17 protein-coding genes are annotated in these 11,763 nt (G+C 52.8%); 11 read left to right on the top strand and 6 right to left on the bottom strand.

Annotated features, from left to right (window positions below):
- Positions 1-9 precede the first annotated feature (9 nt).
- The 6 genes from fdxH to ACOCF6_RS18345 all read left to right on the top strand — a co-directional run bounded on the left by fdxH (position 10) and on the right by ACOCF6_RS18345 (position 4,671).
- Positions 10-894: a formate dehydrogenase subunit beta gene (gene fdxH, locus ACOCF6_RS18320; protein ID WP_482461763.1), complete on the top strand. Its 885-nt coding sequence runs from the start codon at positions 10-12 to the stop codon at positions 892-894.
- Positions 884-1,516 carry a formate dehydrogenase subunit gamma gene (locus tag ACOCF6_RS18325; RefSeq protein ID WP_482461764.1) on the top strand — a complete coding sequence of 211 codons (633 nt, stop codon included), beginning with the start codon at positions 884-886 and terminating at the stop codon, positions 1,514-1,516. The genes fdxH and ACOCF6_RS18325 overlap by 11 nt, the downstream gene beginning before the upstream one ends.
- A complete protein-coding gene (gene fdhE, locus ACOCF6_RS18330; protein WP_482461765.1) occupies positions 1,513-2,439 on the top strand; it encodes a formate dehydrogenase accessory protein FdhE in 927 nt (308 codons plus the stop codon). Before ACOCF6_RS18325 ends, fdhE begins: the two co-directional genes overlap by 4 nt.
- Positions 2,440-2,592: 153 nt before the next feature.
- Positions 2,593-3,147 carry an acyloxyacyl hydrolase gene (locus tag ACOCF6_RS18335; protein WP_482461766.1) on the top strand — a complete coding sequence of 185 codons (555 nt, stop codon included), beginning with the start codon at positions 2,593-2,595 and terminating at the stop codon, positions 3,145-3,147.
- Positions 3,147-4,211 carry a hypothetical protein gene (locus ACOCF6_RS18340; RefSeq protein WP_482461767.1) on the top strand — a complete coding sequence of 355 codons (1,065 nt, stop codon included), beginning with the start codon at positions 3,147-3,149 and terminating at the stop codon, positions 4,209-4,211. The genes ACOCF6_RS18335 and ACOCF6_RS18340 overlap by 1 nt, the downstream gene beginning before the upstream one ends.
- Positions 4,212-4,362: 151 nt before the next feature.
- Positions 4,363-4,671, top strand: a complete 309-nt coding sequence (locus tag ACOCF6_RS18345) for a hypothetical protein (protein ID WP_482461768.1) — start codon at positions 4,363-4,365, stop codon at positions 4,669-4,671.
- A gap of 84 nt (positions 4,672-4,755) precedes the next feature.
- Here ACOCF6_RS18345 and ACOCF6_RS18350 read toward each other — a convergent pair whose 3' ends face one another.
- The 3 genes from ACOCF6_RS18350 to ACOCF6_RS18360 all read right to left on the bottom strand — a co-directional run bounded on the left by ACOCF6_RS18350 (position 4,756) and on the right by ACOCF6_RS18360 (position 5,946).
- Positions 4,756-5,187 carry a response regulator gene (locus ACOCF6_RS18350; RefSeq protein ID WP_482461769.1) on the bottom strand — a complete coding sequence of 144 codons (432 nt, stop codon included), beginning with the start codon at positions 5,185-5,187 and terminating at the stop codon, positions 4,756-4,758.
- A gap of 151 nt (positions 5,188-5,338) precedes the next feature.
- Entirely contained in the window at positions 5,339-5,641 is a 303-nt protein-coding gene (locus tag ACOCF6_RS18355) for a hypothetical protein (protein WP_482461770.1), read from the bottom strand.
- Between the two features lie 116 nt (positions 5,642-5,757).
- Positions 5,758-5,946, bottom strand: coding sequence for a putative signal transducing protein (locus ACOCF6_RS18360; RefSeq protein ID WP_482461771.1), 189 nt, complete (start codon positions 5,944-5,946; stop codon positions 5,758-5,760).
- 174 nt (positions 5,947-6,120) lie between these two features.
- On the opposite strand from ACOCF6_RS18360, the gene ACOCF6_RS18365 reads away from it, so the two are divergent.
- Positions 6,121-6,537 carry a thiol-disulfide oxidoreductase DCC family protein gene (locus ACOCF6_RS18365; protein ID WP_482461772.1) on the top strand — a complete coding sequence of 139 codons (417 nt, stop codon included), beginning with the start codon at positions 6,121-6,123 and terminating at the stop codon, positions 6,535-6,537.
- Between the two features lie 278 nt (positions 6,538-6,815).
- Positions 6,816-7,397, top strand: a complete 582-nt coding sequence (locus ACOCF6_RS18370) for a type 1 glutamine amidotransferase domain-containing protein (protein ID WP_482461773.1) — start codon at positions 6,816-6,818, stop codon at positions 7,395-7,397.
- 80 nt (positions 7,398-7,477) lie between these two features.
- Here ACOCF6_RS18370 and ACOCF6_RS18375 read toward each other — a convergent pair whose 3' ends face one another.
- Positions 7,478-7,894, bottom strand: coding sequence for a hotdog fold thioesterase (locus ACOCF6_RS18375; RefSeq protein WP_482461774.1), 417 nt, complete (start codon positions 7,892-7,894; stop codon positions 7,478-7,480).
- 249 nt (positions 7,895-8,143) lie between these two features.
- On the opposite strand from ACOCF6_RS18375, the gene ACOCF6_RS18380 reads away from it, so the two are divergent.
- Positions 8,144-8,461: a cytochrome C gene (locus tag ACOCF6_RS18380; RefSeq protein WP_482461775.1), complete on the top strand. Its 318-nt coding sequence runs from the start codon at positions 8,144-8,146 to the stop codon at positions 8,459-8,461.
- Positions 8,462-8,507: 46 nt separating this feature from the next.
- On the opposite strand, the gene ACOCF6_RS18385 is transcribed toward ACOCF6_RS18380, so the two are convergent.
- Together ACOCF6_RS18385 and ACOCF6_RS18390 are read right to left on the bottom strand one after the other, a co-directional pair.
- Positions 8,508-9,248: a J domain-containing protein gene (locus ACOCF6_RS18385; RefSeq protein WP_482461776.1), complete on the bottom strand. Its 741-nt coding sequence runs from the start codon at positions 9,246-9,248 to the stop codon at positions 8,508-8,510.
- Between the two features lie 61 nt (positions 9,249-9,309).
- Entirely contained in the window at positions 9,310-9,909 is a 600-nt protein-coding gene (locus ACOCF6_RS18390; RefSeq protein WP_482461777.1) for a hypothetical protein, read from the bottom strand.
- Positions 9,910-10,152: 243 nt separating this feature from the next.
- On the opposite strand from ACOCF6_RS18390, the gene ACOCF6_RS18395 reads away from it, so the two are divergent.
- Both ACOCF6_RS18395 and ACOCF6_RS18400 read left to right on the top strand, forming a co-directional pair.
- A complete protein-coding gene (locus ACOCF6_RS18395; RefSeq protein ID WP_482461778.1) occupies positions 10,153-10,710 on the top strand; it encodes an Hsp20/alpha crystallin family protein in 558 nt (185 codons plus the stop codon).
- A 635-nt stretch (positions 10,711-11,345) separates the two neighbouring features.
- The gene (locus ACOCF6_RS18400; protein ID WP_482461779.1) at positions 11,346-11,726 is read left to right on the top strand and encodes a rhodanese-like domain-containing protein; all 381 of its coding nucleotides are present in this window, start codon (positions 11,346-11,348) and stop codon (positions 11,724-11,726) included.
- Positions 11,727-11,763: the final 37 nt, after the last annotated feature.

The raw sequence follows: 11,763 nt of genomic DNA on the forward strand, positions 1-11,763 counted from the left end.
AGGTGGCTCATGGCACTGCAATCACTTGATATCACCCGCCGTTCCGCCACCACCACCCCTTCGCCCAGCCAGCGCAAGACTGTTGAGGTGGCCAAGCTGATCGATGTTTCCAAATGTATCGGCTGCAAGGCCTGCCAGGTGGCCTGCATGGAGTGGAACGACACCCGCGATGCCATAGGCCAAAACCATGGCGTGTACGACAACCCGACTGACCTGACCGAAAACTCCTGGACAGTGATGCGCTATGCCGAAGTGGAACTGGAGCAGGGTAAGCTTGAATGGCTGATCCGCAAGGACGGCTGCATGCACTGCGCCGATCCGGGCTGCCTCAAGGCCTGCCCGGCGCCGGGGGCCGTTGTGCAATACAGCAACGGCATCGTGGATTTCCACGAGGAGAACTGCATCGGCTGCGGCTACTGCATCACCGGCTGCCCGTTCAACATCCCCCGCCTGTCAAAAAAGGACAGCAAGGTCTACAAGTGCACCCTCTGTTCCGACAGGGTGGCGGTGGGGCTGGAGCCGGCCTGTGTCAAAACCTGCCCTACCGGGGCGATCGTGTTCGGCACCAAGGAGGCAATGATCCGTCACGCCGAGGAACGGGTCATTGACCTGAAGAGCCGGGGCTTTGCCAAGGCGGGCATTTACGACCCGCAAGGGGTGGGCGGCACGCATGTGATCTATGTGCTGCAGCATGCCGACCGGCCTGAGGTGTATTGCGGTCTTCCCAGGAATCCGACCATCGGTCCGCTGGTTGACCTGTGGAAAGGGGCGGCCAAGCCGCTGGCCTCTTTTGGCCTGGCCATGGTTGTCGCCGCATCCTTTTTCCACTACGTGACCAAGGGCCCCAACGAGGTCTCGGCAGAGATCGAGAAGGAGTTTGAAGATGAAAAATGACCCCGATAAACTGCTCCGCTATACGCCCTTCGAACGGGCCAATCACTGGTTGGCGGCCATAACCTTCATCCTGCTGGCGCTGTCCGGGCTCGCTTTCTTTCATCCCGCCTTCTACCCGCTGACCCAGTTGTTCGGCGGCGGTGTCTGGACCCGTATCCTGCATCCCTTCATCGGGGTGCTGATGGCCCTGTCGTTTGGCGTCATGTATGTTCATTACCGGAAGCTGAATCTTTTGACGCCGGCCGACAAGGAATGGCTCAGCCATGTCCGCGAAATGGTGGATGGCGATGACCTGCATATGCCGGAAGCGGACAAATTCAACGGCGGCCAGAAGCTCCTGTTTTGGCTGCTGGTGGCCAGCATGCTGCTGCTGATCCTGTCCGGCATCGTTATGTGGCGGGCCTATTTTGCATTCATGTTCCCGCCTGCAGTGATCCGCCTCGCTTCTGTCGTGCACGCCATAGCGGCTACCGTTATGATGGCCCTGATCATCTTTCACATCTATGCCGCCATCTGGACCAAGGAGAGTATCGACGCCATGCTGTACGGCCATGTCAGACGCGCCTGGGCCAAGCAGCATCACCCGGCCTGGTTTCGGCAGATGACGGGAGGGGACAAATGAATACCGATCGCCGCATACTTGAACCTGGTCAGATCGAAGCACCGGCCGGACAAATCCGCTTTCTGATCCCCCCGGGGCGCGACCTGTTTGCGCGCCGTGCCGAACGCTTCCGACAACTTTTTCCGGGCCATTCTCTGGGAGATTACCTGGCCTTTCTGGCATTACTGGCAGATGCGCAACAGGAGGCTCTGAACAGCTTTCCCGCGTTGCCCCTGCCTGATCCGGATGAACAGGCGCTTTGTCGCCAGCACGGCATGCCGTTGCTCGGCGCCCATTCCTGGAAACGGAATCCGGCCTGGCGAGTGGCCCTGTCAATGATCCTGCAGCTGATGGAAGCGAATTCGCTTCCATCAGCTGCACGCACGACGTTAGCCGACTTGCAGCAGGCGAACGAATCCGGGTTGGAGGAGATGGCAGACAGGATTCTGGCGGGCGATCTGGCAGCTGTTTCTCCCCGGGAATTGCCGTTTGTTGCCGCCGCTTTGCAGGTATATTGGGTATGGATGGCGTCATCCCTGGGAGAAGATGCCATTGGTCGGCCGGAACAGGGTGGGATATGCCCGGTGTGCGGGGCATACCCGAGCACCGGTATAATACGCTTCGGCGGCTCAGAACAGGGATTGCGGTACCTGCACTGTTCTCTCTGTGCCTCCCAATGGCATATGGTGCGGATCACGTGCAGCAACTGCGAATCCACCTGCGGGATCAATCACCACACCCTGGACGGTTCGGACGGATCGGTAAAGGTTGAGAGCTGCAACAATTGCAATGTCTATCTGAAGTTGTTGTATCTGGAAAAGGACAGCCGGATGGATGCAACGGCAGATGACCTGGCCACCCTGGCACTGGATATGCTGATGGAACATGAGGGCACGGTGCGTGGTGGTCCAAACCTGTATTTTCATCCCGGCAAGTCACTCTGAAAGTTGTGTTCCAAGCCAGTGCCAGCCATTGGAACGTTTGTCCCATGCAGTCTTTAGACACGTGCACCTGGGCTGCAGATGGCATGCCGTTGCTAGAGCAATTGTTTTCGGAGTATGCTATGTTTCATTTATTTACCAACAAAAGGTTAAATCATGAAAGCGTATGTAATCCTTTGTGCATTTTTGCTGGCAATGTCGGGGAATCCCGGACCGGCCGAATGTTCGGCCACAAATGGAGGTTGGAGCGAGGCCGGTGTCCGCATGGGGATTCAGTCCGGGCCAAAGCATGAGTATTTCCATCTGTATGAGCTGTTTGCGGTGTATGAACTGCCATGGGACTGGCGGTCATCCTCGGGGTGGGGGATTGTCCCGCAACTGAATACATCGCTCGGAGCGATTCACACTTCAGCAGAGACGGGGGCTATCGGTTCCCTCGGAACCGGTCTGGTCATATCCAAGACGGGCATCAACCTGGTCCCGGAATTGGGCATCAATGTTGACTTGATGGACAAGCGTTACTACGGAAAACAGGATTTCGGCAGTAATCTTTTGTTCGGGGCCTATATCGGCCTGGCCTATCATTTTGACTGCGGACTCGGCATCGCCTACCGTATGCTTCATCTGTCGAACGGCCACATTTTCTATCCCCAGGATACTCCCAATCCGGGGGTTGACTTGCACATGCTCAGCACAAGCTGGAATTTCTGATGTGCATCATATCCAAAATATTCGGCTTGATACGACTATTCGCTGCCGGTCGCTTTTGCGTACCCGGATGCAATCGGATTCACCTCTGTCTCGGAATTGTCCTGGTCCTCCTGATGGCATCATTCATGACGCCATCCCGGGTCCGGGCACAGGAAATATATGCGCTGGGCGGTTTTCTGCAGAGTTTCAATGAAGATAGGAGAACGTATTCCTGGCAGCTGGAATATATCGAAAGTCTGGGCGAAAACTTCGGCCTGGGAGTGGCCTACCTCAACGAGGGGCATGTACCGAATCACCATCGTGACGGCAATGCGCTGAATCTATGGGCACGCACCGGGTTGCTGGACCGCAGGCTCACTCTGGCAGCCGGTATCGGTCCTTATTACTTCTACGACACCATGCCGGCAAACTCCGGTAAAGGATATCAAAACGACCATGGCTGGGCGGCGATCTTCAGTACTGCCGCCACCTGGCATCTGGACAGCCATTGGCTTTTTCAGCTGCGTACGAATGTGGTGGAAAATTTCGATACCTTTAATTCATTCTCCGCGCTGGCCGGCATCGGTTACAAATTTGACGAAAAGACAACTGTGCGATCCTCCCTACATCAGGGCCTCGTGGATGTTTCAAAAACGAATAACGGGATCACGCTGTATGTCGGCCAAACCATCGTGAACAGTTTCAAATCCCAGAAATCTGAAGCGCTGGCTGTTGAGTACCGTCGCCGAATTCATCCCTATTTTGACTGGACCGCCTCCTGGATGTATGAAGGCGACTCCCGACTTATCCGTCGCAACGGACTAGCCAGCCAATTGTGGGCTGTCAGGGAATTTATGGATGATCGATTATCCTTCGGGATCGGTGGCGGCGTCTATTTTCCCCTGGATCATCGCGGTAATATACTTGAATCACGGATTTCCCGAACCGCGTGCGGCATCGTAACCCTGACCTCAAGCTACCAGCTCATGCCCCCCTGGGATGTGCGCGTGGCCTGGAACCGCGTCATCACCGACTACAATCATGACACCGACGTGATTCTCGGAGGCATCGGATACCGTTTTTGACGGTATAACGCGGCAGCAGGTATTCCATAAATTGTATCAGTCATATCAAAGCCTCCCGCTCGCCTTTCCGGCGCCGTAATATAATGTACCTCCGAAAAACATCGTAGTAGTATTAGATCATAAGGAACGTACTCAGTGAAAGGAGACGGCCATGAAAAGAATTTTCTACCTGTATTTTTTCTTGGCAATGACTGTGCTGATTTCGGCCGGACCTGTTCTGGCTGATGAAGTTGGGGTGAAAGATCAAAAGATGAGAAAGGATGAATGCCTGCTGGTTGCCAGAAATTGTCCCAGCCCCGATTACCGGCTGCAGGAGCGAATCAATCGCTTACGAGACGAAATTGACAGGGGGACAGCCGTTTATAACCCGGAAGAACTGGGTGTGCTGAGACGAAAGCTGGAGGATGCGCGGGCTACTCAGGAGTTCTTTATACACGAAGGCCCCTCGATGCCATATTGAGGCTATGTTTTCCTGGTGTGTCGAAAACTGATGGAAGATAATCGGGCAAGCGAAAGCTGCCCACCCTGGGAAAGGGACTGCTCACTACACCTGTTGCCGGACGTCTGCAATGCTCTGTTCAATAACAGCAAACAATTCAGATAAATCAACCGGTTTAATAATGACATGGTCAAATGCAACGACTATCCCGTCCGGGTTCCGCAGGATGAATTTTCCGTTTGCAGCGGATTCAGCCGCTCTTCCGGTAATGGCTATAACCTTTGTGTCAGGCCTGATTGCCAGGATCGCCTGCGACATCTGCACACCGCACATCTCCGCCATGTTGATGTCTGTGAGTACGATTTCAGGTGTGTGCGCTTTAAAGAGCTCCAGGCCCGTTCTGCCGTTAATGGCTGTGTAAAATACAACTTCAGGGAATTTTGACGTAAGAATGGATACCTGAATTCTAAGAATAAGCTCGTCATCTTCTACAAACAAAATTGAAATTGACGTGTTGGGATCAGTTGCGGATTCCATGTCCCGCCTCAATTCTGAGTTCAGCACCTACGTCGGTGTTTCGCACGGTAAGCCTTCTCCCCATATTCTTCTCAATACTGTTTTTTGACATGAAGAGACCAACTCCCGTGCCTTGCTGTAACCTTTGGTGGTATAACTAAGGGTAGAAAATTCATTTTTCAAGCAAAAAGTCTAAAATCCTGCTGACTTCGTCAAGTTTCTGTTTAAGGTTGTTCAATTCATCAATTGTATAAACGGCTCTACCCTTGGCAATCTCTTCCTTGAGCCTCTCGATCTTGTCCTGGATGGAAACTGCCGAGTTGCCGCAGTTTCTTGCCACCAGCAGGCATTCGTCCTTTTGCTGAATTTGTTGTTCCGAAGAATCCGCTGGATTAGCTTCTTCTGCAAAAATCGGCATAAGGTTTGAGGTCAGTGAAAAGAGTATTGCTGTAACATGTAGAAATATCCTTCTCATGTTAGACTCCAATCTGAACATGGAATTATAGCGTACATCACTCATCTCAGAACGAGTCAACGTGTCAGAAACGGTCACGTCATCCTCTGCTGTGGAGCGTGATGCCGATTCCCGAATCACTCAGCAAGAGATGCCTGGCCCAGGATCCTTTCAGCTTCCGCCAGATCCTCTTCTGCTACCTGAATCTCCTTCAGCAGAGCCCCATCCCCCAGAATTTGCAATGAATATTCAATCCCTCCATGTTTCAGAAGCTGTTCAACCCGGCTCAGGTCGGAGTCTTGTATCGAATCATAAAAGCGTGCCATTCTCATCACCCCCATCCCCGGCAAGATCCCCTTGGTGTTCGAGGTCTGTCCGATCTTGATACCCTTATCATAGCATGAATCGCAGGTACGTTTAACACCCTTATCGTAGCGGATTGGCTATGCATTCCAGGCAGTATTTAGGATATAATTACCTCAGGCAGAAGGGGGTTTCAGATGATCAGCATGCCCGCATTCCCGTTACGTCTCTTCTATGACGGTTCCTGTTCGATCTGCGCCACGGAGGTCGAACGTTACGGCCGCATGGATCGTGATGGACGCCTGATCCTGGCGGATATCAGCGCCCCTGACTTCGATCCGGCCCCTTTCGGCATCACCCGGGCGGAATTCATGTACCAGATGCACGCCATCGACCGGAACAACAGTGTCTTTCGCGGGGTGGAGGCCTTCTGGGCCATCTGGCAGGCCTTCCCGACCTCAACCGTGCTGGGTTTGTGCGGCAAGCTGATCATGCTGCCGCTGGTCAATCCGGTTGCCAGGCTCTGTTACCGCATCTTCGCCGGCATCCGCGGCTACCTGCCGAAACGGCGCAGGGATTGTTCCAGTGGTGAGTGCCGGATCGGAAGGGGGTAATGTGCAATGAACCCCGCTGAAAGATGGGATCGTTACCCCATAGAAACATAGGAGTATAATTGAGGCAGCCGGAAGGAGTGAGTGTCATGCGCAGAGGCATGAGACTCCACCACCATCTTCCCGGTCCCGATCGACCTGATCAAGATGTTCCTGGAGAAGAGCGGCAAGGTCTGACTCAAATGGTGGATGGAATGCTATAATAATGAATATGAATCAGAGTGATATGCAGCGGCCGATACAGCCGTTTGTCGTGAACAAAAGGGGGGAGGAGGCAGCCTATGAAAGCATTGATCCTGAGTGACAATGGTTTTGAGGACTCCGAGCTTCTGGTGCCATATTACCGGATTCAGGAAGCCGGCTATACGGTGGATGTTGCTGCGGAGAAGAGCGGTATAATCCGCGGCATCCACGGCTATGAGGTTCTTGCGGTTAAAAGCTTTGTTGATGTCGATGTCAGGGAGTATGTGGTGCTGATCCTGCCGGGCGGCAAGGCGCCCGCGTCTGTGCGCAAGGACCCGCAGGCGATTTCCATTGCCCGCCATTTTTTCGACGCCAACAAGCCGGTTGCCGCCATCTGTCACGGTCCCCAGACCCTGATCTCGGCGGGACTGCTGAACGGCCGCCGGGCGACCTGTTACCAGACGATGGCCAGGGAGCTGCAGGAGGCCGGCGCGCTCTACGAGGACAGTGAAGTGGTCGTGGACGGCCGTTTGGTTACTTCCCGGCAGCCGGCAGACCTGCCGGCCTTCATGCGCGAACTGATGAAACTGTTGTCGCTCAGGGGTGTGTGCATCCCTGACGAATATTGGGGTGATGATGCTGCGATTCCCTTTGAGGCGACGATTAAGACACGGATGTGATTCGTTGCAAGCGGAGTTGAGGCTCGCAGGATGACGGTCTGCAGATCCGGTCGAGGCAGCCTGGCCGGTACAATCTATAGTTATATGTTGGCCACCGTGAGTCGTGAAATACACACAAGCTTATCCTCTTCGTTATAAATCTTGATTTCCCAGATTTGAGTCGTGTTTCCAATATGGATCGGCTTCGTTACGCCGGTAACCCATCCGCCCGTTACGGGTCGTATATGGTTGGCGTTTATTTCAAGCCCGACAATTCCTTTCTTGTCTGTGTTGATGCATAAGCCTGCCGCGATACTGCCCAATGTCTCGGCCAATGCGACCGAAGCCCCACCATGGAGCAAGCCGACCGGCTGTTTTGTCCTGTTATCGACCGGCATTCTTGCTTTCAAATAATCTTCGCCAATCTCCAGATATTCAACCCCGAGATGTTCGATCAATGTATCCTTTGATCTCTCTGTGAGCTGATCCAGAGTAGCCTGTGTTTTCCAAATGGTCATATTTAGGTTCCTCCTGCTATCTGCCGGCTGATATCCTGTATAAAAGTGTGAGTGTATGCCGCAAATTCAATTACTCTTCTCCCGGCAGGCACCTTGAATTCAGGTAAAATATATCACATATGATCTCTTGCTATATATTGATTTATGCTATTATCCTGTTTTCACATGACAAGCTGGCATGCTGAACTGCTGTTGTTGTCTAACTTGAAGTACCGTGCCAGGCAATCTTTTTTCGGGGAGGAGAAATGTATGAAACGCTTGGTTGTAACTATGGGTCTGCTTGCGGCGGCATCTCTGGCTCTGGCCGGTGGCGGGGCCTCTCTTGAGAAGGGTAAGGAGCTGTTTGTTGGCAAGCAACTGGGGACGAACGGGAAAACCTGCAACATCTGCCATCCCGACGGAAAAGGCCTGGAAAAGGCAGCCGTATATGATGAGGCGGAACTGGATGAGATCATCAATCAGTGCATCAAGAGCCCGCTGAAAGGGAAGGTGCTTGATCCAGCATCATCCGAGTTGAAATCGCTCGTGATGTACATAAAATCATTGGCACCACCCGTGCGACACTAGGGCTGAGCAGGCAATGCAGACAGATTGGCTATATGGAACTACGGGTCTATCTGCCGGACCATGTATCCCTGCGGGGGAAGGGTGCTACAATTTCCTTCCATGGTGAAGTGAGAGCGCCCTCCCGTTTGTCCACTGAATAGACGGCGCCATTGGTCGTGTCCATAATCAGCAGGTTGGAAGCGTCCTGCTGTCCCAGCGGCACATATCTGCCGACTCCGCTGTAGTTTCGATAGAACAGGAACGCCGCCAACATCGCGGCGAGCAGGATACAGGTTTTCATGATGTAGATGAACAATGTTCTTCCTACGCTGTTCAGTGTGCTCTCTGCAGGTTTGCTTCCCGTTACTCCCGCAATTTGCTGCCCCCCCGTTCTTTTGGTACCCATCAGAGGGGAGTAAGGGCCCGCTGCTTTTCCTTCCATATCCTCGCCGTAAAAATCCTGATTAAAGGTGTAGAAAGCCTTCTGGTAGATCGCTTCGAATTCCGACCACGAACGGGCAACATCTTCTTTGGCCCGTTTGCGGGCATCCTGTACATCTTCATTAAACTTGGTGCTATGCCATCCGTCATGACGGAATCTAAGCAGTTGATCGTATCTGGAGCGTTTGACGGGGTCGGAAAGTATTTTCCAGGCCTCGACCAGCCGCACCATCTCCTCGTGGCCGCCCCCCATGTCCGGATGGCAGCGGGCCGCCTTGTGCCAATAGGCTTTGTGGATATCGCTGACCGTCGAGTCTATCGGTATTTCCAGAAGTTCGTAGTAATTCCTTAGATTATCTGCACTCATGGTACCCATTCAATGGGTCATGACAGTCGCTGCTAATAGCTGATGATGAACTGTCGACCTCTTACGGGTTGTCAAATACATGAATATTCAGTTTTGTACCGGGCGGCAGGGCCGGTCCGCTGAAAAGATCGGCTGGCGGACTGACTGTTGCACTGCTGTCGCCGTAGGCATAATCGACAACGCTATGTCGGCCGTTGTCGTCAAGCCAGATCTGTCGATCGTATTCTATGCCGGTCACTTCACCGGCAAGATATGATTTCGAGGCACGGTCCCGGCATTCCAGCGGGTTATTCACCCGGATGATCTCGTTGAGACAGCGCTCGATACGCGCGGCACGTGCCGTAATGTCATGTCCGGCCTTTTCAAGCGATTTCCGGTCTGCAACCTCGAAAAAACCCATGGCTACGGAAAGGGAAACCCTCTCCCAGCCCTGTTCTGACCTGCCGCTGTTCCATGTTGTCACAAAAATCCCGGCCGGACGTTTCTCTACGTAAATCTCTGCCATACATCCCTTCGGTGACTTTCCGGACCAGACCTGGCTGCGGTTGATCTCCCTGAATACCTTGATCGAGCAGTCGGCCAGAGGTCGCAGTTCAAGAGCCTGCGCCGGCAGGCTTATGGCAAGGACAGTCAATGTTGTTACCCAGATTAGCAATCGCATATGCACGTTCCTTTTATCAGCAGATCAAAATCATCTGATTGTATTATACGCCGTTGCAGATGAATTGTGCCCCGCTTATTCCAGTGCTAAGGTCGGGTAACCGGTAGCAAATATATATTCAACCAAAGCGTATTGTATTAAATAACCTTCTATAACGGTATGTTGAATGGATTGATAGTCCTACCTTATTTTGGTATACTTGCATTAGAGGGTGCAAATATATCAGGAAGGAGTTGAGTGAACATGAGAGGCACATCACATCTCAAAGCAGTTCGGGAACACGGCGAACATGGAGATGTACCGGTGATGACAACTGATCGATCTCATGATGCACGGGGTAGCTGGCTGGAAACCACGCGATTGCCTGCCTTGCTGGACGATATGGAACGGATGATGAGTGAGCTTGTCCGTCGGCCGTTTGCAGGCTTCGGTACAACGCCGTTCCGTGGGTTGCTGGGCGACCTGGGTACGATCGGCTCGTCGCCGGCAATTGATGTCTTTGAAGAAGATGGAGCGATTGTAGTGAAGGCTGAGTTGCCCGGTCTTACCCGTAAGGATATCGAGGTCAAACTGATCGACAATACCCTGGAGATCTCGGGTGAGAAAAAAACCGAAGAAAAAATAGACCGAAGGGATTACCTGAAGGTCGAACGTTCCTACGGTAAATTCAGCAGGACATTGCGCTTGCCGGAAGGTCTGGATGGTGAGCACGTCACAGCCAACTTCTCCGATGGCTTGCTTGAGGTCAAAATACCGCGTATCGAGAGCAAACGGGTCGTACATAACATTACGGTCAAATGATGTTCGCTGTCCGCACGAGAGCGGCAAGGGCGGGATGGCGCAGGCTGTCCCGTCCTTGGTTTGTCCTCTTTCCTTCCATTCACTGATCGTACAGATTTGCTCCCTGTCTGCTAAAAACAGGACTTGACCACCCCGCCGTCGACCCGCAAGGCCGCCCCGTAACTGCTTCTCCTTTCCCTATTTCGACCGAATTTTATTTTCTGGTACGCAGAAAATTGACGACTTCCCCGCGCACCTGGATCAAGTCATGATCAAGCCCGGCGGCGGAGGATGACCAGAGAAAGTTGTCACAGAATCTGGACTGCAGACATCCTGTCAAAGAGTTATTGTGTAAAATATTAACAATAACAAGCAATTGCTGACACTGGGCATGTGCCCGGGTGGGGACGCGAGCAACATTGCTTGCAACAGCAGGGACAGGAAGTGCATCTAAACAGCGCGAAGCAGTAAGAATATTGATCGGTACATTATTATTGCAGCTGACATATATGTTGCTGATTGTCAGGTTGATTGTTCTTGAATGGAACAGTGCTGCGAGTCCTGATAAAGCTGCTACAGGCGGGCATGCAGGATATGCTATAATTAACTATGTTGAAAGGGTGCAACGCCCTGTTTGGCAACAGCAAGGAGAGGAGATGAGTACCATGCTGGAAAGTTTCAATGTCACCGCTGAAACGGTGAAGGAGTGCCTGCATCATGGCGACCCGCTGCAGTTTGTTGAAGTGCGCCATCATCACCAGCACGACTGGAGCCTGTTCAAGGCACGGGGTGCATTGCGTCTTGAGAATAACGCTCTGGAACAGCATCTGGAGGAAATCCCCCGCAACCGGCCGATCGTGGTTTTTTCGGACTGTCCGGGAGATGAGCCAAGCTTCCAGGCCGTCAAAATTTTGCAGTCACATGGCTGGAACGATGTCCATAAGCTGATCGGTGGGTTTGATGCATATCTTGAAGCCGGTCTTCCGGTGGAGCCGGTATCAATGTCAGTGCCTGCAACCAGGATCATGCTGCTCTGATGGTGCTGGCAGCTAAAGGTGTCATGAAGAGGAGATT

This window comes from Geobacter psychrophilus (assembly GCF_056821595.1).

Excerpts from the sequence above, each read along its gene's own strand:
- fdxH (WP_482461763.1), top strand. The coding sequence starts at position 10 with ATGGCACTGCAATCACTTGATATCACCCGCCGTTCCGCCACCACCACC.
- ACOCF6_RS18325 (WP_482461764.1), top strand. The coding sequence starts at position 884 with ATGAAAAATGACCCCGATAAACTGCTCCGCTATACGCCCTTCGAACGG.
- fdhE (WP_482461765.1), top strand. The coding sequence starts at position 1,513 with ATGAATACCGATCGCCGCATACTTGAACCTGGTCAGATCGAAGCACCG.
- ACOCF6_RS18335 (WP_482461766.1), top strand. The coding sequence starts at position 2,593 with ATGAAAGCGTATGTAATCCTTTGTGCATTTTTGCTGGCAATGTCGGGG.
- ACOCF6_RS18340 (WP_482461767.1), top strand. The coding sequence starts at position 3,147 with ATGTGCATCATATCCAAAATATTCGGCTTGATACGACTATTCGCTGCC.
- ACOCF6_RS18345 (WP_482461768.1), top strand. The coding sequence starts at position 4,363 with ATGAAAAGAATTTTCTACCTGTATTTTTTCTTGGCAATGACTGTGCTG.
- ACOCF6_RS18350 (WP_482461769.1), bottom strand. The coding sequence starts at position 5,187 with ATGGAATCCGCAACTGATCCCAACACGTCAATTTCAATTTTGTTTGTA.
- ACOCF6_RS18355 (WP_482461770.1), bottom strand. The coding sequence starts at position 5,641 with ATGAGAAGGATATTTCTACATGTTACAGCAATACTCTTTTCACTGACC.
- ACOCF6_RS18360 (WP_482461771.1), bottom strand. The coding sequence starts at position 5,946 with ATGGCACGCTTTTATGATTCGATACAAGACTCCGACCTGAGCCGGGTT.
- ACOCF6_RS18365 (WP_482461772.1), top strand. The coding sequence starts at position 6,121 with ATGATCAGCATGCCCGCATTCCCGTTACGTCTCTTCTATGACGGTTCC.
- ACOCF6_RS18370 (WP_482461773.1), top strand. The coding sequence starts at position 6,816 with ATGAAAGCATTGATCCTGAGTGACAATGGTTTTGAGGACTCCGAGCTT.
- ACOCF6_RS18375 (WP_482461774.1), bottom strand. The coding sequence starts at position 7,894 with ATGACCATTTGGAAAACACAGGCTACTCTGGATCAGCTCACAGAGAGA.
- ACOCF6_RS18380 (WP_482461775.1), top strand. The coding sequence starts at position 8,144 with ATGAAACGCTTGGTTGTAACTATGGGTCTGCTTGCGGCGGCATCTCTG.
- ACOCF6_RS18385 (WP_482461776.1), bottom strand. The coding sequence starts at position 9,248 with ATGAGTGCAGATAATCTAAGGAATTACTACGAACTTCTGGAAATACCG.
- ACOCF6_RS18390 (WP_482461777.1), bottom strand. The coding sequence starts at position 9,909 with ATGCGATTGCTAATCTGGGTAACAACATTGACTGTCCTTGCCATAAGC.
- ACOCF6_RS18395 (WP_482461778.1), top strand. The coding sequence starts at position 10,153 with ATGAGAGGCACATCACATCTCAAAGCAGTTCGGGAACACGGCGAACAT.
- ACOCF6_RS18400 (WP_482461779.1), top strand. The coding sequence starts at position 11,346 with ATGAGTACCATGCTGGAAAGTTTCAATGTCACCGCTGAAACGGTGAAG.